Origin of the sequence: Kribbella sp. NPDC023972, from assembly GCF_040639075.1 — a bacterium.
In the GTDB taxonomy this organism is placed as follows: Bacteria; Actinomycetota; Actinomycetes; order Propionibacteriales; family Kribbellaceae; genus Kribbella.
Genome location: NZ_JBEZZH010000001.1, coordinates 1,392,127 through 1,417,389, shown reverse-complemented (window position 1 = coordinate 1,417,389; position 25,263 = coordinate 1,392,127). Strand labels below are relative to the sequence as shown.

Annotated in this window: 30 protein-coding genes and 1 pseudogene; 21 read left to right on the top strand and 10 right to left on the bottom strand. The window is 67.1% G+C overall.

Features of this window, described 5'->3' with window-relative positions:
* The first annotated feature begins 1 nt into the window (after position 1).
* Entirely contained in the window at positions 2–1,000 is a 999-nt protein-coding gene (gene glsA / locus AB0F43_RS06620; RefSeq protein WP_360471536.1) for a glutaminase A, read from the top strand.
* Between the two features lie 7 nt (positions 1,001–1,007).
* Here glsA and AB0F43_RS06615 read toward each other — a convergent pair whose 3' ends face one another.
* Positions 1,008–2,147: a trypsin-like peptidase domain-containing protein gene (locus tag AB0F43_RS06615; RefSeq protein ID WP_360471534.1), complete on the bottom strand. Its 1,140-nt coding sequence runs from the start codon at positions 2,145–2,147 to the stop codon at positions 1,008–1,010.
* 20 nt (positions 2,148–2,167) lie between these two features.
* Positions 2,168–4,171, bottom strand: a complete 2,004-nt coding sequence (locus AB0F43_RS06610) for a hypothetical protein (protein WP_360471531.1) — start codon at positions 4,169–4,171, stop codon at positions 2,168–2,170.
* A gap of 249 nt (positions 4,172–4,420) precedes the next feature.
* Between AB0F43_RS06610 and AB0F43_RS06605 the strand changes: the two genes are divergently transcribed.
* From AB0F43_RS06605 to AB0F43_RS06580, 6 genes are all read left to right on the top strand, one after another.
* Positions 4,421–4,756 (top strand): DUF6325 family protein, encoded by a 336-nt coding sequence (locus AB0F43_RS06605; protein WP_360473051.1) that lies wholly within the window; start codon positions 4,421–4,423, stop codon positions 4,754–4,756.
* Between the two features lie 12 nt (positions 4,757–4,768).
* Positions 4,769–5,026, top strand: a complete 258-nt coding sequence (locus tag AB0F43_RS06600; RefSeq protein ID WP_360471528.1) for an SHOCT domain-containing protein — start codon at positions 4,769–4,771, stop codon at positions 5,024–5,026.
* 110 nt (positions 5,027–5,136) lie between these two features.
* Positions 5,137–5,358 carry a hypothetical protein gene (locus tag AB0F43_RS06595; protein WP_360471525.1) on the top strand — a complete coding sequence of 74 codons (222 nt, stop codon included), beginning with the start codon at positions 5,137–5,139 and terminating at the stop codon, positions 5,356–5,358.
* Between the two features lie 2 nt (positions 5,359–5,360).
* The gene (locus tag AB0F43_RS06590; protein WP_360471522.1) at positions 5,361–6,047 is read left to right on the top strand and encodes a GAP family protein; all 687 of its coding nucleotides are present in this window, start codon (positions 5,361–5,363) and stop codon (positions 6,045–6,047) included.
* Positions 6,048–6,314: 267 nt separating this feature from the next.
* Positions 6,315–7,031, top strand: coding sequence for a hypothetical protein (locus tag AB0F43_RS06585; RefSeq protein ID WP_360471519.1), 717 nt, complete (start codon positions 6,315–6,317; stop codon positions 7,029–7,031).
* Positions 7,032–7,122: 91 nt separating this feature from the next.
* Complete coding sequence (locus AB0F43_RS06580) at positions 7,123–8,421, top strand: acyl-CoA thioester hydrolase/BAAT C-terminal domain-containing protein (protein WP_360471516.1); 1,299 nt, start codon at positions 7,123–7,125, stop codon at positions 8,419–8,421.
* A gap of 174 nt (positions 8,422–8,595) precedes the next feature.
* On the opposite strand, the gene AB0F43_RS06575 is transcribed toward AB0F43_RS06580, so the two are convergent.
* Complete coding sequence (locus AB0F43_RS06575; protein ID WP_360471515.1) at positions 8,596–9,312, bottom strand: helix-turn-helix domain-containing protein; 717 nt, start codon at positions 9,310–9,312, stop codon at positions 8,596–8,598.
* 130 nt (positions 9,313–9,442) lie between these two features.
* Here AB0F43_RS06575 and AB0F43_RS06570 point away from each other — a divergent pair, with 130 nt between their 5' ends.
* The 3 genes from AB0F43_RS06570 to AB0F43_RS06560 all read left to right on the top strand — a co-directional run bounded on the left by AB0F43_RS06570 (position 9,443) and on the right by AB0F43_RS06560 (position 11,274).
* Positions 9,443–9,889, top strand: coding sequence for a cupin domain-containing protein (locus tag AB0F43_RS06570; protein ID WP_360471512.1), 447 nt, complete (start codon positions 9,443–9,445; stop codon positions 9,887–9,889).
* A 181-nt stretch (positions 9,890–10,070) separates the two neighbouring features.
* Entirely contained in the window at positions 10,071–10,844 is a 774-nt protein-coding gene (locus tag AB0F43_RS06565) for an alpha/beta hydrolase (protein ID WP_360471510.1), read from the top strand.
* Positions 10,845–10,911: 67 nt separating this feature from the next.
* A complete protein-coding gene (locus AB0F43_RS06560; protein ID WP_360471507.1) occupies positions 10,912–11,274 on the top strand; it encodes a PRC-barrel domain-containing protein in 363 nt (120 codons plus the stop codon).
* A 10-nt stretch (positions 11,275–11,284) separates the two neighbouring features.
* Here AB0F43_RS06560 and AB0F43_RS06555 read toward each other — a convergent pair whose 3' ends face one another.
* On the bottom strand, positions 11,285–12,064 hold the full coding sequence (locus AB0F43_RS06555) for a rod shape-determining protein (RefSeq protein WP_360471505.1): 780 nt from the start codon (positions 12,062–12,064) through the stop codon (positions 11,285–11,287).
* A 473-nt stretch (positions 12,065–12,537) separates the two neighbouring features.
* Between AB0F43_RS06555 and AB0F43_RS06550 the strand changes: the two genes are divergently transcribed.
* Entirely contained in the window at positions 12,538–12,966 is a 429-nt protein-coding gene (locus AB0F43_RS06550; RefSeq protein WP_360471503.1) for a TraR/DksA family transcriptional regulator, read from the top strand.
* A gap of 103 nt (positions 12,967–13,069) precedes the next feature.
* A complete protein-coding gene (locus tag AB0F43_RS06545; protein WP_360471500.1) occupies positions 13,070–14,014 on the top strand; it encodes a slipin family protein in 945 nt (314 codons plus the stop codon).
* A 13-nt stretch (positions 14,015–14,027) separates the two neighbouring features.
* On the opposite strand, the pseudogene AB0F43_RS06540 reads toward AB0F43_RS06545, so the two are convergent.
* A pseudogene (locus AB0F43_RS06540) lies at positions 14,028–14,622 on the bottom strand (universal stress protein).
* 229 nt (positions 14,623–14,851) lie between these two features.
* Between AB0F43_RS06540 and AB0F43_RS06535 the strand changes: the two are divergent.
* The 3 genes from AB0F43_RS06535 to AB0F43_RS06525 all read left to right on the top strand — a co-directional run bounded on the left by AB0F43_RS06535 (position 14,852) and on the right by AB0F43_RS06525 (position 16,038).
* Positions 14,852–15,058, top strand: coding sequence for a hypothetical protein (locus tag AB0F43_RS06535; RefSeq protein WP_360471497.1), 207 nt, complete (start codon positions 14,852–14,854; stop codon positions 15,056–15,058).
* A gap of 107 nt (positions 15,059–15,165) precedes the next feature.
* Entirely contained in the window at positions 15,166–15,633 is a 468-nt protein-coding gene (locus AB0F43_RS06530) for a universal stress protein (RefSeq protein WP_360471494.1), read from the top strand.
* A 36-nt stretch (positions 15,634–15,669) separates the two neighbouring features.
* Positions 15,670–16,038, top strand: coding sequence for a TraR/DksA C4-type zinc finger protein (locus AB0F43_RS06525; RefSeq protein ID WP_360471491.1), 369 nt, complete (start codon positions 15,670–15,672; stop codon positions 16,036–16,038).
* A gap of 70 nt (positions 16,039–16,108) precedes the next feature.
* On the opposite strand, the gene AB0F43_RS06520 is transcribed toward AB0F43_RS06525, so the two are convergent.
* Entirely contained in the window at positions 16,109–16,612 is a 504-nt protein-coding gene (locus AB0F43_RS06520) for a MarR family transcriptional regulator (RefSeq protein WP_360471488.1), read from the bottom strand.
* Between the two features lie 97 nt (positions 16,613–16,709).
* On the opposite strand from AB0F43_RS06520, the gene AB0F43_RS06515 reads away from it, so the two are divergent.
* Positions 16,710–17,282 carry an NADPH-dependent F420 reductase gene (locus AB0F43_RS06515; RefSeq protein ID WP_360471486.1) on the top strand — a complete coding sequence of 191 codons (573 nt, stop codon included), beginning with the start codon at positions 16,710–16,712 and terminating at the stop codon, positions 17,280–17,282.
* A gap of 589 nt (positions 17,283–17,871) precedes the next feature.
* Complete coding sequence (gene ctaD, locus AB0F43_RS06510) at positions 17,872–19,551, top strand: cytochrome c oxidase subunit I (protein WP_360473048.1); 1,680 nt, start codon at positions 17,872–17,874, stop codon at positions 19,549–19,551.
* A 16-nt stretch (positions 19,552–19,567) separates the two neighbouring features.
* Here ctaD and AB0F43_RS06505 read toward each other — a convergent pair whose 3' ends face one another.
* On the bottom strand, positions 19,568–20,266 hold the full coding sequence (locus tag AB0F43_RS06505) for a helix-turn-helix domain-containing protein (protein WP_360471484.1): 699 nt from the start codon (positions 20,264–20,266) through the stop codon (positions 19,568–19,570).
* A gap of 88 nt (positions 20,267–20,354) precedes the next feature.
* On the opposite strand from AB0F43_RS06505, the gene AB0F43_RS06500 reads away from it, so the two are divergent.
* The 3 genes from AB0F43_RS06500 (at position 20,355) to AB0F43_RS06490 (ending at position 22,749) form a co-directional block, all read left to right on the top strand.
* Complete coding sequence (locus AB0F43_RS06500; RefSeq protein ID WP_360471481.1) at positions 20,355–20,786, top strand: DoxX family membrane protein; 432 nt, start codon at positions 20,355–20,357, stop codon at positions 20,784–20,786.
* 24 nt (positions 20,787–20,810) lie between these two features.
* Entirely contained in the window at positions 20,811–21,443 is a 633-nt protein-coding gene (gene folE / locus AB0F43_RS06495; protein ID WP_360471479.1) for a GTP cyclohydrolase I FolE, read from the top strand.
* 70 nt (positions 21,444–21,513) lie between these two features.
* Positions 21,514–22,749: an FAD-dependent oxidoreductase gene (locus tag AB0F43_RS06490; RefSeq protein ID WP_360471476.1), complete on the top strand. Its 1,236-nt coding sequence runs from the start codon at positions 21,514–21,516 to the stop codon at positions 22,747–22,749.
* Between the two features lie 211 nt (positions 22,750–22,960).
* On the opposite strand, the gene AB0F43_RS06485 is transcribed toward AB0F43_RS06490, so the two are convergent.
* A complete protein-coding gene (locus tag AB0F43_RS06485) occupies positions 22,961–23,671 on the bottom strand; it encodes a helix-turn-helix domain-containing protein (protein ID WP_360471474.1) in 711 nt (236 codons plus the stop codon).
* A gap of 173 nt (positions 23,672–23,844) precedes the next feature.
* On the opposite strand from AB0F43_RS06485, the gene AB0F43_RS06480 reads away from it, so the two are divergent.
* The gene (locus AB0F43_RS06480) at positions 23,845–24,198 is read left to right on the top strand and encodes a hypothetical protein (RefSeq protein ID WP_360471471.1); all 354 of its coding nucleotides are present in this window, start codon (positions 23,845–23,847) and stop codon (positions 24,196–24,198) included.
* Between the two features lie 101 nt (positions 24,199–24,299).
* Here AB0F43_RS06480 and AB0F43_RS06475 read toward each other — a convergent pair whose 3' ends face one another.
* Both AB0F43_RS06475 and AB0F43_RS06470 read right to left on the bottom strand, forming a co-directional pair.
* On the bottom strand, positions 24,300–24,665 hold the full coding sequence (locus tag AB0F43_RS06475) for a DUF488 family protein (protein ID WP_360471468.1): 366 nt from the start codon (positions 24,663–24,665) through the stop codon (positions 24,300–24,302).
* Positions 24,662–25,114, bottom strand: coding sequence for a helix-turn-helix domain-containing protein (locus tag AB0F43_RS06470; RefSeq protein WP_360471466.1), 453 nt, complete (start codon positions 25,112–25,114; stop codon positions 24,662–24,664). Before AB0F43_RS06470 ends, AB0F43_RS06475 begins: the two co-directional genes overlap by 4 nt.
* Positions 25,115–25,263: the final 149 nt, after the last annotated feature.

The window sequence follows — 25,263 nt, the reverse complement described above, 5'->3', positions numbered from 1 at the left end:
CATGCCGACCGCCGACAGATACGTCTCCACCGGTGGTCTGCCCGTGGAGACCATTGTCGCCGAGCTGGTCCGGGCGGCGTACGAGAGGTTTCGTGCCAACGGCGACGGGGCGGTGACGGACGTGTATCCCGCGTTGGCGCGGGTCGATCCGGATTCCTTCGGCGTCTGCATCGCGGCAACTGACGGCCGGCTGTTCGAGGCGGGCGACTCCCGTCGGTCGTTCACGATCATGAGCGTCGCCAAACCGTTCGTGTTCGCGCTGACGTGTCAGGCGGTGGGTGTCGATGCCATCCGCACACTGGTGGGCGTGAACGCGACCGGGTTGCCCTTCAACTCGGTGCAGGCGGTCGAACGGTCGTCGGCCGGGCGTACCAATCCGATGGTGAATCCCGGTGCGATCGCGACGACCAGCCTGACGCCGGGCCGGTTGCTGGCCGACCGCTGGCAGTTCATCGTCGACGGTCTTTCCCGCTTCGCGGGCCGTGAGCTTCACCTGGACCTGGACGTGCTGGCGTCGGCGCTGGCCACGAACCACCGCAACCGTGCTCTGGCCGCTCTCCTCAGGAGCGTCGACGGACTGGCCGGTGATCCCGACGAAGCGACCGAGCTCTACACCCGGCAGAGCTGCCTGAGTGTCGCCGCGACGGACCTCGCGGTGATGGGCGCAACCCTGGCGGACGGCGGGGTCTGCCCGGTGACGCAGCAGCGGGTGATCGACCCGGACGTCGCCCGGGTGACGCTGGCGGTGATGACGATCGCGGGTCTGTACGAAACCTCCGGTGACTGGCTGATCGACGTCGGAGTTCCGGGCAAGAGCGGGATCGGTGGCGGCGTCGTGACGGTCTCACCCGGCAAGGGCGCGCTGGGAACCTTCGCGCCGCGGCTCGATCGGGCCGGTAACAGCGTCAAAGGCCAACTGGCTGCCCAGTTCCTCGCCCGCCGGCTCGGCCTCGACCTGCTCGCCTCACAGCCGGTGCCGGCGGCCGCTGTTTCGTCCTGAGCCGGTCCTAGGGTGCGGCCAGGGTGAGCGTGGTGGTGGCCGACATACCTGCCCGCTGGTAGGTCAGGTTGAGGGTGTCCCCGACCGCGCGGGTCAGGGTCGCGACCACGATCTGCTCACTGCTGACCGCCGCTTCGTCGCCGACCTTGGTGATGACGTCACCTGCCTTCAGTCCGGCCTTCGCAGCAGGACCTCCTGGGTCGACCGCGAGGACGAAGAGCCCGGCCGGAGTGCCCGACGCCTTCGCGACCGCGGGCAGTATCTCCTGGACCTGCAGGCCGGTCGTCGGGTGACCCGGCCGCCCGGTGCGGACGAGTTCGTCGGCGATCGGCTTCGCCAGGTCCACCGGGATCGCGAACCCGAGGCCCACGCTTCCGCCGCCGCTGACCCCGGAGGCGTTCGGCACGGTGGCAATCGCGGCGTTGACCCCGACCAGCCGTCCCGCGCAGTCCACCAGCGCGCCGCCGCTGTTGCCGGGATTGATGGCCGCATCGGTCTGGATGGCACCGATCAGATGGTGTGTCACCCCATCACCCGGCACCGGTACATACCGATCCAGTGCACTGACGATGCCGGAGGTGACCGTACTGGCGAGTCCGAGCGGAGCGCCGAGGGCGACAACGGGCTGCCCGACCCGGAGCGATCCGGACGACCCGAGACCGATCAGGGGATAGTTCTCGGCGGCGTCCGCGGCCTTGAGCACCGCCAGATCGGTACTGGGATCACGGCCGACGATCACGGCCTCGGAGTTGCGGCCGTCGCTGTACTGAACGGATACATTGCCCCCACCGGCGGCGACCGAGATGACATGGTCGTTGGTGAGGATGTAGCCGCCCTCCTTGTAGATCTGCCCCGACCCGGTGCCGGCCTGGACGCCGCGGCGCGCCGAGATCGTCACGATCGAGGGCAGGACCTCGTCCGCGACCGGGGTCGCCGCGCACATCGCCGTACCCGCATCCGCCTGGCCGGTCGATGACAAGCCGCCGGCCGTACTTCCGTCGGGCTGCACAGCGACGAGGATCAGTGCGGTGACGATCGCACCGACGATCGCGCCTGCTGAGATCGCGAGCGGCAGACGGTGGGCAGACCAGAAGCTCCCGTGGTCGGTGGCTGGCGGCATCGGCGGTCCGCTGTCGGCCTGGACCATCTCGACCTCCTCCGGTCCGCTCAGGAGTCGGAGCGCACCGGTGGCAAGTCTTGCTCGACAGGCCCGGCGCCATCCCGAGAATAGGTTCGGCGGGTGTCCGGCAGCTCACCCGATCCAGGTGACTCCGGTATCGACGCGGCGCGGTCGAAGTACAGGTACACAACGGCCGCGGAGGCGACCGGCATCGCCAGGGCGAAGAGGATCGACGACACCACGTTGATCAGCGTGGGCGACAGATCCGTGCCGAGCAGCAAGGTGATCCCGGCGACCGGCCCGGCCGCCAGTCCCAGTCCGGTGATGATGGCCAGCGGGACAGCGGTGCGCCACCATCGGCCCCTGACCAGCATCCGGCTGCGCCTGAGCGCCGTACCTCCCGAGCAGCCCTCCGCGACCACCGCCGGTACGGCGAACGCCCGGCTGACCGCGTAGTAGACGGCCAACGGGATCGTCGCGACGAAGATGGTGAGGATGGCGAGTACGACGACGTACTGTGCGGCCGCCTTGGTCAGTGCCCTCCAGTTCGACACCACCTGGCGCATCGTGAGCGCGGCTGTCACCGGTACCCCACGGTCCAGCTGGTCGAGCGTCGCCGCGACGGCCGCCAGAAGTGCGAAGTATGTCGCGATCGTGAGGATCGTGACGGCCAGCGCGACCAGAGAGGCCCAGAAACCGGTCGCACTTTCGGTTGGAGCACCAAGGTCGGTGGGAGCATCACGTCTGGCCACCTGCAGCCTGGCCAGGGCGACCGTCACCAGGCTCAGGACGACGAAGGCCGCGGCGAAGCCGGCGAACAGGCGTGGCCGATCCCGGGACAACCGCAGCGCGGAACTGACCGCCTGGCCCCACGCCCGCTGCCTCCGGGCGGGCAGCGGATCAGCCTCACTCCACCGCGTCCGGCTTGCCGCGAACCAGATCAGTACGACGAGCGCAGCGAGCAGCAGGCCGAGCAGCCAGGTCCGGTCGAGCGTCTCGCGGACCAGGTTCGATCCGGTCGCGACCGCCGTGCAGAAAACTTCGGTGCTGCTCGGCCCCAGCAACGTGCCGGCCGGCACGGTGGTGCTGTCGTCCCGCCAGGTCGTCTCGGCATCACGGATGGGCGCGGTCCACGAGACCTTCATGTTCGGCCCGGTCGGTCCGTCGAAGAAGGATCGTTGCCGTTCGCCCCATCGTCCCTCGAAAGTCAGCCACGGATACTGCCGCACGTAGTCGGCGCGGGCCATCGGCACATAGGCGACGCGAGGCCGCAGCTCGAGTGCTGGACTCGTGGTGTCGTCACACCCCAGCCCCTCCGAGCCGCGACCGAGGTACAGGCGTCGCCCGAACTTGTTGGCGTGCGAACCCGCGGCCGGGTAGACGACCGGATGAGTTCCGTCGACGATCTCCAGCTTGGTGTCGCCCCAGCGCGCTCGCTCGGCTCCGCCGTGCTGGCTGAACCCCACGGCGGTCGGGGTCGTGGTCAGAGCGGCCGCAGGTGTGGCCGCCTCGAAGACGAGCCGAATCGATTCCCAGTCGCCTTCGTGTTTGTTGTTGTAGTCGTTGAACACGTAGAAGAACCAGTAGTCGAGGGAGAGCTGCCCGGGGAACCCGGGGTCGACGGCGACGTGCGCGTAGACGGTTGCCGGATGCGCGACGTTGATGCGCGCCGACCACTCGGCATAGTCGCAGCCGGGACGCAGTGGATCGCCGGGAAAGTCCAGGAAATGGCCGGGGAACCCGAGGCCGATGTCCTTGCCTTCCGGCTGCGGTTTGACGAGGTCGGGCGGCCGCCAGGGCCCACGGAGCGCGACCTGCTGGTCACCCAGCACCGCTTCGACATCGGTGGGCTGGAACTGCTCACCCTGCTCGCAGGTCGACGAAGCCTGCTGCAGTCTGACCACGGGGGCGTAGCGCTCGGCCAGCGTTTGCGCGGCCGCGTCCTCCGGTGAGTCCGCGGCCACGGCCTGGTCGGACAGGCAGAGGAGCATCACCGTGATCACGGCGGCCAGCACCGGCGGCAGAGCCCTTCTCCCAGCAGACGCCGTCATGCCGACAGCATGCGCACGTCGACGCGATCCCCGCACCATCCGACCCCGACCTGACCTACGCCGGGCAGGTCACCCGATCCGGGTGATGCGTCCTGTCCTGGCCGCTTGAGACGGTGGCCGTCTCCCGGAGTCACGCAGTACGAGTGGAGGCCCGATGCCGGAACAGGACGCTGATCATGTTCTCGGTCCGATCGACCTGCTGGTGGTCGAAATTCCTCCGGCCGGCCCGGGACCCGAGGATTCGGAGCGCTGCTGAACCTTGCCGAGCGGGATCTGGTCCGCATCCTCGATCTCGAGGTGGTGAGCAAAGCCGCCAACGGTGGGATGTCGCTGGTCACGCCGAGCGCGGTCCCGGAACTGTCGGCGCTGACGCCGTTCACCGGCGCTTCGTCGGGGTTGCTGGACGGCGACGACATCCGCGAGGCCGGCGCCTTCATCGAGCCCGGCAACCTGGGGGTCGTCGTCATCTACGAGAACGAGTGGATCGTGTCGATGGAGGCTGCGCTCCGGGGCGAAGGCGCCCGGCTGGCCGCGACGGGACGGATCCCGGCCGCGGACTTCGACGCCGCACTCGGCGCGGACTGAAAGGAGCGCGCGGTGAGATTGTTCAGCTCCGCGGCGCGAACAGCCGTCGTTGCCGGGACGGCAGCCCGCCTCCGCAGCCGCGTCGCCGCCAGGCAGCAGGGAACCTGGGCATCGTCAACCGCGGCTCCGCCGCCGCCCGCGACGGCACCCCTCCAGGAACGGTCGGCGGTGCTGCGGCAACTGAAGGAACTCGGTGAGTTGCGGGATACCGGCGTACTCACGGAAGCGGAGTTCGAGGCCGAGAAGGCCAAAATCCTGCGCGACGCCTGATTCCCGCTACCTTCCTGGTCGATCGGCCGGCTCGTCGCCCGAGAAGGGTGATGTTTCCCGGCGGCGGGCGCGGCAGAGTCGTGTCGGCGGGCCGTGAAAGGGGCGTTCCCATGGGCCATTACGTCATCCGGGTGAAGGGCACCTTGTCGCGCGACCTGACGGATGTATTCCCTTCGATGGCGGCCGATCCGGAACCTGCGCAGACTGTGCTGCACGGCTATCTCGCCGACCAGGCGGCGCTGGCCGGCATCCTCAATCACCTCGACATGCTGGGCGTGGACATTCTCGAGGTCATGCAGGTCCCTCCGACCCGCCCGCCGGAAGGTCCCTGAGCGTGGTCAGCTTGTGGCCCGTCGTTGGTGCGGTTCTTCCGCAGGCGATGGCGATCGCCCTGAGTCCGGTGCCGATGGTCTGCATCGTGCTGGTGCTGTTGGCCCCCCAACCGGTCCGTGCCGGGCTGAGCTTTGCGGCCGGCTGGCTCGGCGCTTTGGCGATCGCCATCGGACTGGTCGCATGGCTCACTGATGCGGTTGCCGAGGACAACGGGGAGGCGGCGCGTGACGGCGTCGACCTTGTCCAGCTGGCGGTCGGTGTCTTGTTCGCGATTCTCGCGGTCAGGTACTGGCATCGTCGTCCGGAGCCGGATGTGCCGCCACCTCGGCCGGCAATCGTCGATCGCATCGTGACACTCTCCGCACCCGCTCTGGTGGTGACAGGTGCCGCTGCAGTCGGGGCGAACCTCAAGAACCTTCCGCTGGTCGTGAGCGCCGGGAGCTACCTCGGTGGAGCAGGCCTTGGTCCTGGGTCGGTGATCGGCGCCGCGGCCGTCTTCGTCACCGCGGCCTCGCTGACAGTTCTCGTTCCGCTGGTGGCGGTCGTCGTACTCGGGGCGGACAGGTCGGCGCAGACCCTGAAGTCCCTCGAAACCTGGCTCCTGACCAATCTCCACACGATCACCATCGTTCTCCTGGTGGTGCTGGCCGCCGTCATGATCGGCAATGGCCTCGACCTCTTCCGCTGAAGGCGTCAACTGGCGAACTCCGGAGCCCGGACGCCTCGAAGGCGACGGCGAACTGGGGGCGCAGGATGTGCCGTCCTCGCCTGACTTTCCACCGTCCGCACGGACACGTGGAGTCGGGTCCTCGGCATCCACGTCGAGGTAACCGATCCCGGTGACTGAGAGTTGCCTTCGGCAACGGGTGTTGGCGGCTCGAACTTTTCCGCCCCAGGGGCTGTCCAAGTGCTCGCAGCTACCGATGCGATCAGCCAGCATCAGCAAGGGAGGACCATGAGGTTCAGCCTCGCGCGTACCGCCGGCGTGACTGCCGTCGTCGCCGCACTCGCCGCCGGGGGATTCGGCATCGCCCACGCCGGTCGGACCGGCACAGCCACGCCCCTGCCCGCCCCGCCCCTGCCCGCCCCGCCCCTGCCCGCCCCGCCCCTGCCCGCCACGCGCCTGCCTGCCACGGCTGCGGCCGCCACCAGCGCACCGCCGCTCCAGCCCGGTCAGGTGACATACCAGTACGACGGCTGGGGCGTGTCCGGGCCCGGCTACGAGTCCGGCTGTGGAGCCCAGGTGCCGCAGGGCTGGCCGAAGGCAAAGCTCGCCGATTACCACGCGAAGTTCAGCGGCAGCAACGGCCTCTGGGTGCTGCGGATCAACTGCGTCCTCCCAGGAACGAAGACCAGGGCGGACATGGTCAACGAGAGGATCGCCGCACTCCGAGGGACGAAGGGCTTCCGTGTCCTCTCCATCGTCGACGGCCTGACACCGCGTTTACACCCCAACGGCGAGCCTTACGACGTCCTGCACACCAAGACCTTGACCTACACCTACACCGACGACACCGGGGGCACCCGGCTGGTGATCAGCCGCTGGACCACGGACTACGGCCGGCCCACCACGGCCACCGTGGAGATTACGGCGGCCGGCCGCAAGCAGGATCTGGTCGGCCTGCAATCGGTCGTGGCCCGCGCGACGAAGACCTTCTACCGCGCCGGTTGAGCCTGCACGCACCGTCAAGCGTTTGCGATGGCGCGGATCGGTATACCGGCGGTCGCCCGCCGCGCGGGCGGTGGGCGCCTATCCTGGGTGTGTGCGTGCTGGGTCTTGGTGGGCACGGCGGCTGCAGGTGCTCATCGCAACGATGGCGGTTGCCGCCGGGCTGACCGGATGCACCAGCGACGGCGACCGCGCCAAGACGCAGGCGTCGATGTCGGTGTCACCGCAGGCGGCGCTGGTGGATGAACCGGTCGCCGTGTCGGTGCGAGGACTTCCCGCCGAGGCCAAGACGACGATCACCGCCGAGACCGTGGATACGACCGGGTCCACCTGGTCATCGTCGGCCCAGTTCCAGGCGACCCCGACGGGGGAGGTGTCGCTGGGCCAGCCATCGCTGGGCGGCAGCTACTCCGGGGTCAACCCGATGGGCCTGTTCACACTCATGGCACCCCCGCGAGACTCCACACTCGAGGGCTTCATCCATTCTCCTGCGGGCTACGACGTCACCCTCCGGGCTATGGTCGACGACCGCGAGGTTGCCAAGGCCATCGCCCGACGGCAGGGCCCGACCGCGGTCGGCGCGGTCGAGAAGCAGTTGCGCCCGGCCACGGACGGTATCTACGGAAACCTGTACCTGCCCAAGACCATGGCGGCTCGACGCCCCGCGGTACTGATGTTCGGCGGCTCCGAGGGTGGCCTCACCACCAGCTTCGCCGCGGGACTGCTCGCGGCCCGCGGTTATCCGAGCCTGGCCCTGGCCTACTTCGACGCACCGAGCCTGCCTCCGACCCTCACCAATATCCCCCTGGAGTACTTCACCAAGGCACTCCAGGTGCTGCGCGCCCAACCGGGGGTGGACCCCCGACATGTCCTCGTCAGCGGGCACTCGCGCGGCGGTGAGGTCGCCCTGCTGCTCGGCGCGCACTTCCCGCGGCTAGTCAACGGCGTCGTCGCCGGCGTTCCCAGCTCGGTCGTGAACCCGGCGGGCGGGCCCGGCGGCGGCCAACCGGCCTGGACGTTGCGCGGCCGCCCTCTCCCGGCCGTCAGCCCGTCCGACTTCGGGCAACCCAACCCGCCCGGGAAGCCGCAGGCGGTCATCCCGGTCGAGCGCATCCGCGGCCCGGTCCTGCTCGCCTGCGGCGCACAAGACGTGTCCTGGCCGTCGTGTGCCTACGTCGACGCCATCACCACGCGCCTGCGGGAACACCGGTTCGCCCATCCAGTGACGGTACTGCGCTATCCCGACGCCGGTCACCTCGTTGGCGGCCTCACCGCCTATTACGCCAGCCTGACCGACGATGCCCTCACCCGCTTCGGCGGCACCGTGGCCGGCACCCACGCCGCCCAGGCCGACGCGCACGCCAAGCTCCTCGCCTTGCTCGCATCCCTATGACGGCGGCGAATGCCCAAACCCGGTGAGAACAGCCGTTTCGCCCGGTTAACTGGAGTAGCGCAGGTTCCGATAACGCCCACTCCCAGCGGTACGAGCGGACTTACGTCCGACCCTCAGGACACAGGCCGCCCCCTGGTTGCGGAGATTAGACCCCGTACCCGAGCTCCATGATCCTTAGCTCGAGGGCGGCCCGGCCGGACGTGTCCGCAGGGCTGTCGTCGGCATTGGCGGGATGAAGGGCGCGAAGGGGCTCGTGCCGAACCAGCTTCGGAACTGACGGGTGAGGTGGGGTGGGCCGAGCAGCTCGAGGCGGTTGGCGCGGATCGCGGCGGGGTAGGTCAGTCGGCTCAGGTGGAGGTCGACGAGAGTGTTCGAGTCGGTGCGGCACACGATGTCTTCCGAGTACCCGCTGGGGCGGGTGCAGAGTTCCGGCTGCGGATGGCGCAGGATCAGCCAGTAGCGGTCCGATGGTCGGTCGCTCAGCTCGAACCGGATCACCGTGGTCTGCGCGGGGATCCGGTCGACGTCGATGAGCTTGAGCGTGGCCCAGAGCACATACGCCGGGTCAACGTGACTCGGTTCGATCTCCAGCCACTGGGCGCCCCACTGCCCCATCGCATCCAGGACCGACCGTAGAGCCAGTCCCATCTCGGTAGGCTCGTACGTCACGCCGCGGCCGGATGAGTTCACGGTGCGGACAAGGACTCCGTGCCGCTCCAAGGTGTCGAGCCGGTGAGCCAGCAGGGCGGTTGAGATGCCCGGAGCCCCCTGCCGGATCTCGTTGAACGTGCGGCAGCCGTTGAGCAGGTTGCGGACGATGATCGGCGTCCAGCGTTCCGCCAGCAGCTCGGAGCTCCTGGCGATCGGGCAGAACTGACTGTAATTCCGCACCCTGCCAGCGTCACCCCGTCGGCCCCAGATGGCAACTTCAGATTTTGATGTTGCCCCGCCGTGTGATCAGCGGGACGTTGAGAGCAGCAGGTCGGCGTCGTGCCGACCTTCGGAGAAGGGGGTGGGTCAGATGGTCGTGCCGGGACAGGCGCATGTGGTGGCGTCGGGGCATGGGCGCACGGTGGATCTCGGGGTCGCGCGGATGCGGCTGCTGGCTGGTGCCGACAGCACGGACGCGTTCGCACTGACAGAGTTCTGGGGTACCAGCGGGGGCGCCTGGACGGTGCCGCATCTGCATCGCGAGTTCGAGGAGTCGTTTTTCGTCTTGGACGGCCGGTTCACGTTCACCGTCGGAGAGGAAGCGATCGTGGCGGACCCGGGAACGTACATCCTGGTACCGCAGGGTACGGCGCACACGATCACCGCGGCCGAAGGCGGCGGCCGGTTCCTGACCTTGATGGTGCCGGGTGGGTTGGAGGAGATGTTCTTCGAGCTCGGCGAACTGCCACCGAACGCGATCCGCGACCCGGCCGCCCGCCAAGCGATCTCTGCCCGCTACGACTCAATCCCAGTCTGACCCTGCGCCTGGATCCTGGTTCCACGGTGTGGGCCGTTCTTGATGTCCTTCGCCCAGAACGGCACCACGAGCTGCTGCATGGCTGGATGGAGTTGGAGATCGTGCCGTGGCCTCAGGTCGGAGGGCCCTTGCCGGGGAAATCCAGGTGCTCGGCCGCACCGCCATGTGACATGAATGACCTATGCCTTTCGTGCACGCCAACGACCTCGACCTCTACTACGAGGAATCCGGTGCGCCGGACGCCACCCCGCTGGTGCTGATGCACGGCGGTTCCGGCTCCCTCGACGATGCCGAGGCCAGTTGGTCCGCGCTTATCCCGACGTTCGCCGAGCACTACCGGGTGCTGGCGCTGGAGCACCGCGGCCACGGACGCAGCGGCAACCCCGCGGGGCGACTCAGCTACGACCTCCTCGCCACCGACCTGCGTGCCTTCGTGGACGCGCTTGAGCTGGGTCCGGTCCATTTCGCAGGCGTCAGCGACGGCGGCATCACCGGTCTCCATCTGGCCCTCGACAACCCCGAGATCCTGAGCAGCCTGGTCTGTGTCGGCACCAACTTCCGCGTGGACGAACCCATTCGCGAGGCCCTGCGCAATGCCGAACCCGAGACCGCAGAGAGGCTGTTCCCCCAGTGGGCGTCCGACCTCGCTCGCCGCCACGACCGACACCACGGCGCTGGCTACTGGCGCGAGCTGATGCGACAGATCGTGGCCATGGCCTCGACCAGCCCCAACTTCTCCGAGGCCGACCTCGCACGGATCACGACCCCGGCGCTGTTCATCGCAGGAGAGACGGATCCGTTTGCCAACACCGAGCAGATGATCGCGTTCAAGAGGCATGTCCCCGGCGCCGAGTGGCTGATCGTCAACCACGCCTGGCATACCGTCCAGCACACCCACGCGGACCTGGTCGGTCCCCGCATCCTCGACTTCCTGGACCGCCAAACCCCTTCATGACTGACGGCCCTCGGCGCCGAACGACGTGACACACCCGCTGGTTCGACTGGAAGACACCGATCTGACCTTGGCTGACTCGGAAGTCGACATCCGCGGACGCACGGTTGAGGATCTGAGCGGCGACGAGGTCGGCAACGTCGACGGACTGATCATCGATGAGGACGAGCGCAGGGTCCGCTTCATCGAGGTCAGTTGCGGCGCCTTCCTCGGCTTCGGAGGAGGGGAGCGCCTGGTCCCGGCTGACGCGATCACCCGGGTGGGCGACAGCGTCGTGCAGATCTCGCCGGAACGCATTCGGGTTGCGGCGGGTCCGGCGTACGACCCGGATGCGGTCCTCGAGCAGCAGTACTACGAGGATGTGTATGTGTACTACGACTATCCGCCGCTCTGGGCGCCGGGATACAAGCATCCCGGGACCTTCTCGCTGTAATCAGGTTGGTTCAGGCCGAGCTTGGGTGACGGTCGACGGCGAGCATAGCCGCGCACGCGCCGCGTACGGCGACGGTGTGTGGTGCCGGCGCTGGTCGGATCGGAGTGGATAGCCGTTTGGCGATTCGGTAGGTGATGGCCGGGCGCATCGCGCCGCCGCCGGTGAGGAGTGGCCCTCTCTCGAGGGCGTCGACCACCTGGGGACCACAATCCTGGCGCAAGAGCTCGATCACCATGTCGCCAACAGATGCGACGAGATCATCGGCCGTGAGCGAGTTGCCGAAGTCGCTGAGGCCGAGCGGGGTTCGGCGTGCTTCGATCAGCGAGCCGTTGCTCAGGACAGCCACTTCGGTCAGGTCGGCTCCGAGATCGACGACGAGGAGAGGTTTGACGAAGTGGGCACCCGCTCCGAGAGCGGCGGCTTTGACGCTTTCGATGGTCAGCACGGTGCGCGGCTGGAGCACTTCGACCGCGGTCAGGGCGGCGCTTCGATCAGCGTCGGTGAACAAGACTGGAATGGTCATGACGACGATCGCCGGTCGATACCCTGGAGCGCTGCGGTTGTTGAGGAGGCGATCGAGCATGCGTGTCGCGCCGGCGGCATCGACGATGCTGCCGCGACGAACGGGGTAGCCGGCTTCGGCGGGCGTCATGGTGGGTGCATCCAGTACCAGGCCGCGTTTGGGCATCCACGCGCGGGTACGCGCACTGCCGAGATCGAGTGCGAGGCATCGGCCGCCGGACGACGTGCCACGGCGCCGCCCTGCTCCGAGCTGCGGACGCTCGATCATTGTGTTCCTCTCATGACCGGGGCCAGCGGGCGCATGCTGGCAGCCGGCGTGCGCTACGGAGGTATCGCACACGCCGGCTGGTGAGGACGCTGGTCGGGTTGTGACTGCGTCGTAGCACCACCATGACCGAAGCGCCGAGCGGAGACCATCGGGCCTGACACCCATTTGTGCGGGGGGTGTCTCCGGACATCGCCCCTTGCCGGACGGCGCAGCGGCGAGACCCAGCCCTCGTACCCAGCCGCACTCGGCCGGTGCGCCGTCTCAGGCAAGGCTCGCTTCGAAAATATGTCGTATTACGATAGAAACCAAGGTCCGCGGGCGAGGTTGCCGATTCTCGGCAACCAGAGCGTCCGACGTTCGCCGGTCGACGCCGTACTGCGCCCGTCCATTTGGCGCGATCGTGGCCTGGTGCGGATCGGAAGCTCGCCGTAGCTGTCGGCGGCTCAGCGATCTGACGCCATGAGGAGGTTTCGATGAGTCATCTGGATCAGGCAGCGCCGTCCAGCGGACCACGTGGCCGACACGCCGTCGACCTGCAGTGGTTCCGCGGTGAGCTCGAGCAACAGCGTCGTTTTCGTCTCGATCAGCTCACCGACCTGTCGTACCAAGCAGCAGGCGCCGCTGACGATGTCCAAGGCGAGGTGACCGCCGCGCTGATGAGCGGGGCCAGGACCGTCCTGGCTGAGATCGATGCTGCTCTCTTCCGCCTCGCGATCGGTTCCTTCGGTGTGTGTCAACGCTGTGGCCGCGCCATCTCCGTGGACCGACTGCAAGCCATTCCGATGGCCGGCCTGTGCCTGCCGTGCCAGTACGTCAAGGAATCCCACCAGCTGGGGCCGGACATCGTGGATGTGTGGGGAATCGACTCGTTCCCGGCCAGCGATCCACCGGCGAACTGGTGAGCCGACGCATGCAGACCGCTCAGGACGCTGACGTTTCGCTGAATGAACAGCTGACCCACCCGGTGATGGCGCAACCGCGGGTGCCTTTCCCAATGGAGCAGTGATGATCGTCCTCTACCTACTACTCGCAGCCGTTGTCGTCGGCCTGATCGGGTCGGCAGCCTGCCTTCGTGTGGTCAGGCAGTTCGAGCGAGGCGTGGTCTTTCGATTCGGTCGGGTGCTTCCGACGATCCGGGAGCCTGGTTTGGCTTTGCTGGTGCCGTTCGCCGACCGGTTGCAGAAGGTGAACATGCAGATCATCACGATGCCTGTTCCCGCGCAGGACGGCATTACGCGTGACAACGTGACGGTTCGCGTCGACGCGGTCGTGTATTTCAGTGTGATCGATCCGGTCCGGGCGGGCGTCGATGTGCAGGACTACGTCTCGGCCATCGGCCAGGTCGCGCAGACCTCGCTGCGCTCCATCATCGGGAAGAGTGACTTGGACGACCTGCTGTCGAACCGGGAACGGCTCAATCAGGGGATGGAGTTGATGATCGACAGCCCGGCGTTGGATTGGGGCGTCCACATTGAACGGGTGGAGATCAAGGATGTCGCGCTTCCGGAGACGATGAAGCGGTCGATGTCGCGTCAGGCTGAGGCGGAGCGGGAGCGTCGTGCCCGCATCATCACGGCGGACGGCGAACTGCAGGCGTCGGAGAAGCTGGGCCAGGCGGCCGAGGTGATGTCGCACCATCCGGCTGCGCTGCAGTTGCGGCTGCTGCAGACGGTCGTCGAGGTTGCTGCGGAGAAGAATTCGACATTGGTCCTCCCGTTCCCGGTCGAGTTGCTCCGTTTTCTGGAACGCTCAACTCCTCCTGAGACCACCAAGTCCACTGGTGGCGGTGTACCGGAGACCACCGAGACGACGGCTGACAACGCAGTACCGGCCCTGACAACCAGAGCACAAGGTGCGGCCGTGTCCAGGTCCCCGAAGGAGGCCGGGTCGGCACAACCACAGTGGGGCGGACTACCCACAGGTTGTGCCGACCCGGCGTGGCAACCTTGACGCGCTGGCCCGCCTATCGTTGCCTAGAGCAACGAGAGGCGGCGGAGGTGCTGATGCCGACGTCATGACAGGTCCTTGAGGTCCGGCTGGATGCGGCGAGCTGAAGCTTGGGCCTGCGCCGGCCTGTCGGCGTGGCCGGGAACGCACTTCCGTCCGGCCGCGGCCGGACAACGATCACCGAGCACGGAGCGTGGGCTGCTACCGTCGCGCTCACGGACCCGACTCGAAGACCATGGAAGCCGCCGAGGCCGCGGCTGCCCACGACAACGATCGGCATCGCGCGCCTCGCGCAGCAAGGAATCTGCGGCGCCGGCCACGAACAACTCACCAGTGATCCTGATGCTGGGGGTCAGTTGCCGCGCATAGTCCGCCGCCTCGCTGACGATCCACTCAGCCGCCGATCGGACACCGTCATTCACAGGTCCGACGACGGTCATGTCCACCGGATCGCCCATGGTCGGGGAACTGAAGGCGTGGACGATACGCAATGGACAGTGCCAGTACGAGGCCTCCCCGGCGGCCCAGGCCAGTGCGCCCTGGGCAGACACAGACCCGTCGACCCCGACGAGCACCGCTCGATGGCCCCGAACCGCGGTTCTGCTGAACATGTCATCGCTCCGCTTAGGCACTCGCTCACCGAGGCATCGACCCTGTCATCGGGGTCAGCTGACGGGTAGTGCCGCGCCCGGCGATCCGTGAACGTCGTCATGGCCGACCACCGGCAACGGTGGCTCTACGGGGTGGTCACCCTCCCCCTCCGGGAATAGATCCACGCTGATTTACGCTACATAGCATGTAGCGATAAAGCTTGATGTTCTCAGTGAGGAGGAGGAAGCGATGAGTACGGCGACGTTCGACGTGATCGACATGGCGCTGCTGGCCCTGATCGGGGTGGTAACGCCCCTCATCTGTGTCGGAGGTATCGGGTGGGCCTACCGGATGGAGGAGAAGGGCTCGGCCAAGAAGGCGCCCGGCGCCGGCCGTCACGCCACCGAACACGGTGCTGAGCTGCGGGGTTCCGAGCGAGAGCGCTCGGCGCAGTGACGTCCCGGTCAGTGAGTGTGCGGACAAGGGTGACCGGATCGCGGGAGCGAAGCACCGCGACAGCAACAGAAGACACGTTCAACGAAACCTCAGATACCGGAGGAGTGATGGAGAAGATCGTCGTCGGCATCGACGGCAGCGAGAGCGCACAGCAAGCGCTCGAATGGGCGGTGGCTGAGGCAACGCTACGCGGCACCGGCCTCGTCATCGTTCATGCATGGCAGCAACCCACCGCAGCCCTGATGTCCCCGTACGCCCCACTCCTGGCCGACCCTGCCACGCTCGCAGAGACGGCACGACAAACGCTGGCCGACAGCGTGGCATCGGCGGACCTCACCGGGCTCGCGGGCGAACCCGAACAACTGCTCGTCCAGGGCCCCGCCGCACCAGCTCTTATCGGAGCCGCACAGGACAAATCCCTCCTGGTCGTCGGCTCACGCGGGCGGGGCGGCTTCGCCGGACTGTTGCTCGGGTCGGTCAGCCAGCAGGTCGCTCACGAGGCCTCCGTCCCAGTCGTCATCATTCCACCGGCCGCGACAGCGGCGGACGGGCACAGCAACCACCGGGATGGCTGACAGATGGGTTCCCCTCGAGGTTGTGGAGGAGGTCCGATGGTGGCCGATCAGATAGTTGCCCTGAGCAAGTGGCGGCTGCCTGCCCACGAACTGGCCAGCCTGAAGATCAGGCTGCAGGAACAGCGCCACTTCCGCCAGAACCAACTGCGCGATCTCTTGGACCCGACCAGGCCGGGTCAGCCGCAGGCGCGCTGCACCGCGGCGCGGATTGAGGTTCAAGGCCAGCTAACCGCAGCAGCAGTGAAGGTACTGGGCGACATCGAGTCCGCATTGATCCAAATGAACACCGGCCAGTACGGCGAATGCCAGCTGTGCGAAGCGGCCATCAGCCTGGAGCGCCTGCGAATCGTGCCGCATACCCGCTACTGTGCCCGCTGTCACCGTGCCGAGGAGATCGGAGCCTGACGGACCGAGCCTTCCTCGGTGGTCGAGCCACGCAGATCGCGACGATGTGCCAGCCGAAACGACGGAGGCGTCAGCCTTCGGGTGATGCGTCGTACCGGTGGTAGAGCGCGGCCAGGTTGCCATCGGGATCCAGGGTGCCCAGGATCGAGTCGGCTATCGCGTTGAGCTGGGTGAGCTGCTCCGGCGTCAGGACGTCGATGACGTGCTGTCTGACTGTGGCGACGTGGCCTGGTGCAGTCTCGCGCACCTTGTTCCAGCCTTCCGGGGTCAGTCGCGCGTTGGTCGCGCGAGCATCCTCCGGACATGGAAAGCGCTCGACCAGACCCCGGTCCTCGAGTCTTTTGACGACGTGGGACAGCCGGGGGAGAGTGGCGTTCGTTTGCAGTGCAAGGGATGTCATGCGCAAGGTGTGATCCGGAGCTTCCGAGAGCATGGCGAGCACGTAGTACTCGAAGTGCGTCAGTCCGGCGTCCCGCCGCAGTTGCGAATCAAGGACTCCGGGCAGGAGTTCGAGTACGGCGGCCAGCCGCACCCACGCGCTCAGTTGAGTCTCGTCAAGCCATCGTGTCGTCACAACGACCATCATGACAGGGTTTGGTTGTCGCTACAACTATTTCGTGCTACAGTAATAGTTGTAGCGACAACCATTCAACGTTCAGCAAGGAGTAGTCATGGCACATGTCAGCATCATCGGATCTGGAAACATGGGGCAGGCGATCGCGAGCGTCGTCGCCAAGGGCGGCAACACTGTCGAGCTGTTCGGCTCCGCCGACAAGGATCAGCGGGTCACCGGCGAGATCGTCGTCCTGGCCGTGCCGTACCCGGTCGTGGCGCAGGTCATCGCCGAGCGCGGTGATCAACTCGCCGGCAAGATCGTCGTCGACATCACGAACCCGCTGAACTTCGAGACGTTCGACTCGCTCGTCGTCCCCGCGGACAGTTCCGCCGCCGCCGAGATCGCGGCGGCGCTACCCCAGTCGAGGGTTATCAAGGCCTTCAACACCACCTTCGCCGCGACCCTGGCCTCTGGTGAGGTCGGTGACGTTCCGACGACGGTGTCAATCGCCGGCGACGACGCCGACGCGAAGGCATTGCTGGCCGGTGTCGTCTCCGCTGGCGGCCTGCGCGCGGTCGATGCCGGGCCCCTCAGCCGTGCTCGTGAACTCGAGGCGCTCGGCTTCCTCCAGCTCACGCTCGCAGTCGGCGAGAAGATCTCCTGGTCTGGCGGTTTCGCCCTCGTCTGACCGGCCGCCACTGCCTCGCGCCGCCCCTGCTGGAGCACCTAAGACTCAACAAGACTTACAGCCCAACCCGCTGCCGTGGGGTGGGCTGTAAGTGCGTCAAGACTTGTTGGGCTGCCGAAGCCCGGCAACGACGGAGCTTGACCTTGGCTGGGCGGGCACCTATTCAGTCCTGATGCGAAACGACATCGTTGGGAGCGTGCGGTCACGAAGGTGGGGGTATCGCGTGGTCGCGCTGTTGCGACGAGGAGGCTTCGATGACAGATCTGGATCCGGTGGCGCTACCTAGCGCTACTGTCGAACCCTCGCGCTTTGCAGCCGCGCGGGCGACCTGGCCATCGCAACGCCCGGATCCAGCAGGGTGGGACATCGTCGATGTGTGGGGCGAGGATTCGTTTCCGGCCAGCGACCCGCCGGCGAACTGGTGAGCCGGCCCGTGGGGACGAGTCAGACCGACGAAGAATCGCTGCATGAGCAGCTGGCCCATGTCGGCACCTACCAGGACCGTCCTTGGTCACTGACCGGCAGAGCCGGACCCGCCGAACCCACAGCAGGTCCGCGCCGCCGTCTCGGTGCAGCCGTCGTGAAGTGGCTGACCAGCACCGACCACAAGCTGATCGGTCACCTGTACCTGATCACCTCGTTCGCGTTCTTCCTGATCGGCGGTGTGATGGCGCTGGTCATCCGCGCCGAGCTGGCCAAGCCGGGCCTGCAGATCGTGAACGAGGAGGTCTACAACCAGCTCTTCACCATGCACGGCACGATCATGCTGCTGCTGTTCGCGACGCCGCTGTTCGTCGGGTTCGCCAACGTGATCATGCCGGTCCAGATCGGCGCCCCGGACGTCGCGTTCCCGCGGCTGAACATGTTCAGCTTCTGGCTGTTCCTCTTCGGTGGTCTCATCGCGTTCAGTGGCTTCCTCACCCCCGGAGGCGCCGCGGACTTCGGCTGGACTGGTTATGCGCCGCTGTCGAACGCGGTCCGCTCGCCGGGCGTCGGGGGCGATTTGTGGATCATGGGTCTGTGGATGGCCGGTCTGGGCACCATCCTCGGTGCGGTCAACTTCGTCACCACGATCATCACCATGCGGGCGCCGGGGATGACGATGTTCCGGATGCCGATCTTCGTCTGGAACATCTTGGTCACCTCGATCCTGGTGCTGATCGCGTTCCCGATCCTGGCCGGCGCGCTCCTGATGCTCGCCGCAGACAGGATCCTCGGAGCGCACGTCTTCGACGCGGCCAACGGCGGGCCGTTGTTGTGGCAGCACCTGTTCTGGTTCTTCGGGCATCCCGAGGTCTACATCATCGCGTTGCCGTTCTTCGGCATCGTGACCGAGGTGCTGCCGGTGTTCAGCCGCAAACCGGTCTTCGGCTACATGGGCCTGGTTGGCGCCACTCTCGCGATCGCGGCGTTGTCAGCGACCGTGTGGGCCCACCACATGTTCGTCACCGGCGCGGTCAGCCTGCCGTTCTTCTCGTTCATGTCCTTCCTGATCGCGGTCCCGACGGGGGTGAAGTTCTTCAACTGGATCGGCACGATCTGGGGCGGCTCGGTGTCCCTCGAAACCCCGATGCTCTGGTCGATCGGCTTTATGACCACCTTCCTGTTCGGCGGTCTGACCGGGGTCATCCTGGCCTCGCCGGTCCTGGACTACCAGGTCACGGACACCTACTTCGTGGTGGCGCATTTTCATTACGTCGTCTTCGGCACCGTGGTCTTCGCGATGTTCGCCGGGTTCTACTTCTGGTGGCCGAAGATGACCGGCCGGATGCTCGACGAGAAGCTCGGCAAGCTGCACTTCTGGCTGCTGTTCATCGGGTTCCACACCACGTTCCTGGTGCAGCACTGGCTCGGTGTCGAGGGCATGCCGCGGCGCTACGCGTCGTACGGTGCGAACGAGGGCTTCACCACGCTGAATCAGGTGTCCAGCATCGGCGCCTTCATCCTCGGTGCCTCGACGCTGCTGTTCCTTTACAACGTGTACAAGTCGCGCAAGGCACCGCTGGTCGGTGTCGACGACCCGTGGGGCTGGGGCCGGTCGCTGGAGTGGGCGACCAGTTCGCCGCCGCCGCGGCACAACTTCGAGCGGCTGCCGCGGATCCGGTCCGAGAGCCCGGCGTTCGACCTGCACCACGCGGACCTCGCACTGGCCGAGTACCCGGACAACCGGGCGCCGAACGACAACCTCCTCGACGCCGGTGAGGACCAGGGCCGGGTCGAGAACCTGGAAGAGAACGTGACTACCGAGACCGCAGGGGAGGAGACGTAAGGCCTGGGCGGGCTCATCAGCTGGATGTCGGCACTGGCTCTATGCGGACGCAGCAGTGGCCGGGCTCAGGCTTGAGGCGGGCCTGCAACTGGGGGGCGTCGAGACCTGCCAGCAGGCCGTCGAGCAGGCAGAGGTTCATGGCACAGACCAGGTCGGTGTGCTGCCTGGCAAGCGTGTGGAACGGGCAGTTGCCCAGCACGATCGCGTCCTCGTCGGCCCGGGGCTCGAAGCCGTGCGCTTCGAGGACGCGCATCACCACATCGGGGCCGCTCTCAGCCGTGGTCGCGGCTTGGGCCGCGGCGGCGAGTTCGTTGCCCACTTCCCGAGCACGTCGGTTGAGCGCTGCTCGTGGCGATTCTCCCGTGGTTTCGGCGTCTTCGATAGCGGCCGCCAGCAGGCGCCCTGCCAGGTCGTAGCGATGTTCCGGCAGGGACACCTCGACCTGCCGCTCCGAACGCCGATACAGCTTCGACGGCCGTCCGGCGCCCGGGCCGGAGCGACCGGTGCGACGCTCATACACGACGTCCAGCAGGCCCTCGTCGGCAAGCCGGTCGAGATGGAACGCGGCAGTGGCACGCGGCAGGCCCAACGCCGCGGCCGCTTCGTCCCGGGTCACCGCGGCTGTCTGCCGTACGACGTGGTCGTACAGACGCCGCCGCGTTGGTTCTTCCAACGTGGCGACCGCCAAGATCCGCGCTTCCCTCGTCTCGTCCACGACCTAGATTCTAAAGCCAACTCCCATTGACGAAAAACCTCTCGCCTTCTAAAGTCAAGATATATCGATTTTAGAAGGAGTGAGAGTCATGACGACTGAGGGGCGCACCGCGCGCACAACCGGCCGGGGGTCGCTGTCGGACCCGGCATACCAGGCCTTCCTGGTGCTGCGAACCGTCTTCACGGTGGCGCCGATCGTGTTCGGGCTGGACAAGTTCGCCAACCTGCTCACCGACTGGCCCGGCTATCTGGCCCCGTGGATCAACGACATCGTCCCTGGCTCCGGCCAGGACGCCATGTACGTGGTAGGAGTCATCGAGATCGTCGCCGGCATCGCGGTCGCCCTGATCCCACGCTACGGAGCACTCCTGGTAGCAGCCTGGCTCGCCGGCATCATCCTCAACCTGCTGACGCTCTCGGGTTTCTACGACGTCGCCCTGCGCGACTTCGGGCTCCTGGTCGCCGCCCTCGCGCTGGCCCGCCTCGCCACCAAGTACGCACCGGCACGGCACAGCTCCTAGCGGGCGGGAAAGGACCGAACCGCAATGACTCTCTTGGAGCCGGACCGATTCGTGCAGCACTCGCTGAAGCGGCAGCGGCTCCGCGTTGTCCCTGGTCGAGGCGAGATCGATCTGGTGGCCGCCGAACAGGCTGTCACTGATCTCCTGATTGCCCTGGGCAAGGACCCGGTCAGCGAGCATCTCGCCGAGACGCCGCGCCGGGTGGCCAAATCGTATGCCGAGCTGCTCACGCCACCGGCGTTCGAGTTGACCACCTTCCCCAACGACGAGGGCTATGACGAGCTGGTGCTGGCCCGAAGCATTCCGGTGAACTCTCTGTGCGAACACCACCTGCTGCCGTTCCACGGCGTCGCCCACGTCGGCTACCTGCCCGGCGATCGGATCCTGGGGTTGTCCAAGCTGGCGCGGGTCGTCGAGCTCTTCGCTCGTGATCTGCAGGTCCAGGAGCGGTTGACCAAGCAGGTCGCCGACTGGTTGCAGGAACATCTGACGCCCAAGGGTGTTGGTGTGGTGATCGAGGCCGAGCACCTGTGCATGTCTTCGCGCGGGGTGCGTGCCGCGGGTTCGCGCACTGTCACCTCGGCCCTGCACGGACTGCTGAGAGACAGCCCGATCTCCCGCCACGAGTTCTTCGCGCTGTCCGGCATCCGTCCCTGAACAGATTCACCCCAGCATCCGCCAGTAGCTGCTCTGCCTCATCCCGAGATTTCGTCACTGGAAGGTGATCATGAACAACCAGCCCACCTACGTCATCGTCGGCGCGAGCCTGGCGGGAGCGACGGCGGCTCAGACCCTGAGGGAACAGGGTTTCGCCGGAAGGATTGTCCTGGTCGGCGACGAGACTGAGCTGCCCTACGAGCGGCCTCCGTTGTCCAAGGGTTATCTGCTGGGCAAGGATGAACAAGCGAAGATCTACGTCCACGAGGAGTCCTGGTACGCAGAGCACTCGGTGGAACTGCTGCTCGGCAGGCGCGTCACGTTGCTGGACCGCGACGCCCACCAGGTGGAGCTCGACACCGGCGAGCGAATCGGCTATGCGAAGTTGCTGCTGGCCACGGGTGCTTCGCCGCGCCGACTCCGGCTGCCGGGCGCGAACCTCGAGGGCGTGCACTACCTCCGACGGGTAGAGGATTCCGACCGGTTGCGCGAGACCATCCGCGCCGGCGGCCGGATCGTCGTCGTTGGCGCCGGGTGGATCGGTCTGGAGACCGCCGCCACGGCCCGGGAGTCCGGCTGCGACGTGACCGTCATCGATCCGCAGCCAGCGCCTCTCCTCGCGGCGCTCGGGAGCGAGATGGGCGCGTTCTTCGCCGGGCTGCACCTGCGCCACGGTGTCGACCTGCGGTTGAGCCACACCGTGACCGAGTTCCGGGGCACCGATCACGTGAGCGGTGTTCGGACCGACGACGGCAGCGAGTTCGCGGCGGACGCGGTCATCGTGGGGATCGGCGCGATGCCGAACATCGAGCTGGCGGAACATGCAGGTTTGAGCTGCGACAACGGGATCGTCGTCGACGAGATGTTGTGCACGCAAGACCCGGACGTCCATGCGGTGGGTGACGTCGCGAATTCTTACCGGCCCTTCTACGGCAGGCATCTGCGGACCGAACACTGGGCCAACGCGCTGTATGGCGCGCCGGTCGCGGCTCAGGCGATGCTCGGTCGACAGGTTGCCTACGACAAGCTTCCGTACTTCTTCACCGACCAGTACGACGTCGGGATGGAGTTCTCCGGCTGGATCGGCCCGGACGGCTACGACCGTCTCGTCACCCGCGGTGATGTCGCTGGGCAGGCGTTCCACGCGTTCTGGCTGGCCGATGACCGGGTGGTGGCAGGGATGCACGTCAACTTGTGGGACGACGGCATCGCGCCCGTCGAGGAGCTGATCCGCAGCCGGCAACCGCTGGATCCGGATCGGCTTGCGGACGCCTCGGTGCCTCTGGCCGCGCACGTCATGGTGTAGCGGCGGCGAGTCACCCGGCCACGAGGAGGCAGATTCCGAGCGCCGCAATGTGAGCACCTTGGCGGCCTCGAGACTGACGTAGTACAGGGTGCATGGTCGACCGAGGCCGGTGCTGACCGGCGAGGACGCGGTCGTCGCGGCTGCACGGTGGCGGCCACGAGAACTTCCGTCGTCGGACCTCCGGGGATGGGTGCCCGGCGCCGGGGTGTGGCTACATGATGTGCTCCTGTTGCGACGCTGCTGTGGACGGCTGCCCACGCCGGGGCTGCGGGTGGGGGAGAGGTGAACGGTAGGCATCGGGCTCGGCGAACGGCTCGAGGCTGGTCGCCGTGATCGGTGCGCGGATCTCGGTGAGCGCACCTTGCATCAGGCCGAGGTGCAGCGGACACAAGGTGGACGAGTACTCCTCCGCGAGCTCCAGGAACGGGCAATGCCGCAGCCTGATGCGCTCGGCTGCGTCGCTGTCTGGTTCCGGGGCGAATCCCAGGTCGGTCATCATCGCGGTCAACCGCTGGGCGGCCTCGTCAGCGCCGGGCTGATGGGACGGGGGGATGTGCTCGACCAGATAACCGCCCCAGTTGCGGCCCGCGGCCTCAGCTGCCGCGCCCGCGTCGGGAGTCGTGGACAACTGGCCGAGCAGGATCTTGGCCAGCAGGTGGTACTGACGCCGACCGCCACGGTCCATCCCGGGATGTGGTGTGTACACGGTGCGAGGTCTGCCCCGCCCGGTCGGCTCCTCGAGTCTGCGGTCGACCAGTCCCTGTGCTGTCAGCGCGTCCAGGTGGAAGCGGACCGTGTTGGGGTGGATGCCGAGCCGTTCTGCGAGCTCGGTGACCCCCAGCGGAGCGTCGGAGGCTCGCAGGGCTTCGAGCAGCGCCTGTCGGCGTGGCTGGTCGCCGGCCGTGTGGTCATTCCTGGTCATGGAGGTCAGCCTGCCTGCTCCCGCGCCGGTAGCGCCGCGATGTGGGGATGGTCGTGTGCGATGGCACCCACCGTGAAGGGAGTGCGAAGCCATTTACCCGGGCGCCTTCAGCTGGGAGTATCTGCAGACCGGACCGGAGGGATGGCGAGTCCGGATCGGGCGGGTCGCCGCTGATGCCTGAGGACACGCCCGCTGTTCCAGCTGACCGCCTTGGTGAGCAGCCGACGGTGCGGGTCCTGGTCGACGTGCACGAACTCGTCGATGATTCGCCCGTACCGTCGGGTGCCCGGTGGACGCTCGCCGAGCCGGGGCGCCAGCTCGACGCGAACCTCATCCACCTACCTGCCGGGCAGCGCGTGGAGACCCACACCGAGCCGGATCTCGACGTCGTACTCATCGTCGTCGCCGGCGGCGGCGCCGTCGGTACGCTGGACGGAGAGCAGACTCTTGCTGACGGCAACCTTGTCTGGCTGCCCCGCGGCTCGACCCGCAACATCACCGCCGGCAAGAAGGCCTGTCCTACCTGACCATCCATCGTCGCCGTGCCGGGCTGCAGATCAGGAGTCGCCCCAGTCAGTAGGGTGGCCGCGGCCACCCGGTCTGGCCGAATAGCCCGGGCAGCGAAGGGTCAACGTGGCTCCCGCAGCAGGCGGGCCAGGACTGCCGCCTGGCTGTGGTCCACGTCCCTGGTCGCCGTCACCAAGGTCAGGGCATCGCGTTTTGCCAGCGTGCGCAGGCGGTCCAGCGCGTTCCGTCCGGCCTGTGTTGCCAGCTCATCGCGATAGCGCGCCTCGAACTGTGCGAACTTCTCTGGGGCGTGGCCGTACCACTTGCGGAGTTCCGTGGAGGGCGCGACGTCCTTGGCCCACTCATCGATGGCGGCCACCTCCTTGCGGATCCCGCGAGGCCACACACGATCGACCAGGACTCGGATGCCGTCATCGGCCGAGGCGTCATCGTAGATCCTGCGGACCCGGATGGTATGGCGCGTCACGCTGCACCGCCGGCTGTGTCGCTCCAGTCGGGCACTGCCAGTGCGGTGCCCATGCGTCGAAGCTCGTCCCGGTGCAGCGCACTGAGCCGCGCCAACGCCTGCTCGCCGTGCCGCGTCAACTCCACCCGGACAACCCTGGCGTCCGTCGGATCTGACGCCCTGGTCAGGAGGTCTTGTGCCTGCGCGCGGTTCACCAGTTCACCAACGCTGTGATGACGCAGTTGAAGTCGATCCGCCAGTTCGCTCACGGTCGCCCAGTCACGGCCGGGAAACCCCTTCAGTGCCAGCAGTAACTGGTACTGCTGCGGGGTCAGCCCATGGCTGCGAACGGTCTGCTCGCTGAAGCGCAGATAGCGGCGGATGCCGAAACGGAAGCGGGCCAGCGCCTCGAAATCCGCCTTCGTCAATGGCTCGGCCACCTGCGCGTCGTCCATCGCGTCGGGCTGCATGTGATCACGTCCTCAGGGATTCCGCCGGAAGGACCGGCTCAGTCAGTATATCGTGTTACGATATAAATGCGCGGATCGTTTCACTCGTGCAGGAGGTGCGTGGTGGGTCATGAAGCCGGGGCAGTGCGCGGCCGGCATCCGGGGTCGCC

What these genes read in the sequence shown, in the direction of transcription:
- glsA (WP_360471536.1), top strand. Translation starts at nt 2, where the DNA reads ATGCCGACCGCCGACAGATACGTCTCCACCGGTGGTCTGCCCGTGGAG.
- AB0F43_RS06615 (WP_360471534.1), bottom strand. Translation starts at nt 2,147, where the DNA reads ATGGTCCAGGCCGACAGCGGACCGCCGATGCCGCCAGCCACCGACCAC.
- AB0F43_RS06610 (WP_360471531.1), bottom strand. Translation starts at nt 4,171, where the DNA reads ATGACGGCGTCTGCTGGGAGAAGGGCTCTGCCGCCGGTGCTGGCCGCC.
- AB0F43_RS06595 (WP_360471525.1), top strand. Translation starts at nt 5,137, where the DNA reads ATGGGCCATTACGTCATCCGGGTGAAGGGCACCTTGTCGCGCGACCTG.
- AB0F43_RS06585 (WP_360471519.1), top strand. Translation starts at nt 6,315, where the DNA reads ATGAGGTTCAGCCTCGCGCGTACCGCCGGCGTGACTGCCGTCGTCGCC.
- AB0F43_RS06570 (WP_360471512.1), top strand. Translation starts at nt 9,443, where the DNA reads ATGGTCGTGCCGGGACAGGCGCATGTGGTGGCGTCGGGGCATGGGCGC.
- AB0F43_RS06565 (WP_360471510.1), top strand. Translation starts at nt 10,071, where the DNA reads ATGCCTTTCGTGCACGCCAACGACCTCGACCTCTACTACGAGGAATCC.
- AB0F43_RS06555 (WP_360471505.1), bottom strand. Translation starts at nt 12,064, where the DNA reads ATGATCGAGCGTCCGCAGCTCGGAGCAGGGCGGCGCCGTGGCACGTCG.
- AB0F43_RS06550 (WP_360471503.1), top strand. Translation starts at nt 12,538, where the DNA reads ATGAGTCATCTGGATCAGGCAGCGCCGTCCAGCGGACCACGTGGCCGA.
- AB0F43_RS06545 (WP_360471500.1), top strand. Translation starts at nt 13,070, where the DNA reads ATGATCGTCCTCTACCTACTACTCGCAGCCGTTGTCGTCGGCCTGATC.
- AB0F43_RS06535 (WP_360471497.1), top strand. Translation starts at nt 14,852, where the DNA reads ATGAGTACGGCGACGTTCGACGTGATCGACATGGCGCTGCTGGCCCTG.
- AB0F43_RS06530 (WP_360471494.1), top strand. Translation starts at nt 15,166, where the DNA reads ATGGAGAAGATCGTCGTCGGCATCGACGGCAGCGAGAGCGCACAGCAA.
- AB0F43_RS06525 (WP_360471491.1), top strand. Translation starts at nt 15,670, where the DNA reads ATGGTGGCCGATCAGATAGTTGCCCTGAGCAAGTGGCGGCTGCCTGCC.
- AB0F43_RS06515 (WP_360471486.1), top strand. Translation starts at nt 16,710, where the DNA reads ATGGCACATGTCAGCATCATCGGATCTGGAAACATGGGGCAGGCGATC.
- AB0F43_RS06500 (WP_360471481.1), top strand. Translation starts at nt 20,355, where the DNA reads ATGACGACTGAGGGGCGCACCGCGCGCACAACCGGCCGGGGGTCGCTG.
- folE (WP_360471479.1), top strand. Translation starts at nt 20,811, where the DNA reads ATGACTCTCTTGGAGCCGGACCGATTCGTGCAGCACTCGCTGAAGCGG.
- AB0F43_RS06490 (WP_360471476.1), top strand. Translation starts at nt 21,514, where the DNA reads ATGAACAACCAGCCCACCTACGTCATCGTCGGCGCGAGCCTGGCGGGA.
- AB0F43_RS06485 (WP_360471474.1), bottom strand. Translation starts at nt 23,671, where the DNA reads ATGACCAGGAATGACCACACGGCCGGCGACCAGCCACGCCGACAGGCG.
- AB0F43_RS06480 (WP_360471471.1), top strand. Translation starts at nt 23,845, where the DNA reads ATGCCTGAGGACACGCCCGCTGTTCCAGCTGACCGCCTTGGTGAGCAG.
- AB0F43_RS06470 (WP_360471466.1), bottom strand. Translation starts at nt 25,114, where the DNA reads ATGCAGCCCGACGCGATGGACGACGCGCAGGTGGCCGAGCCATTGACG.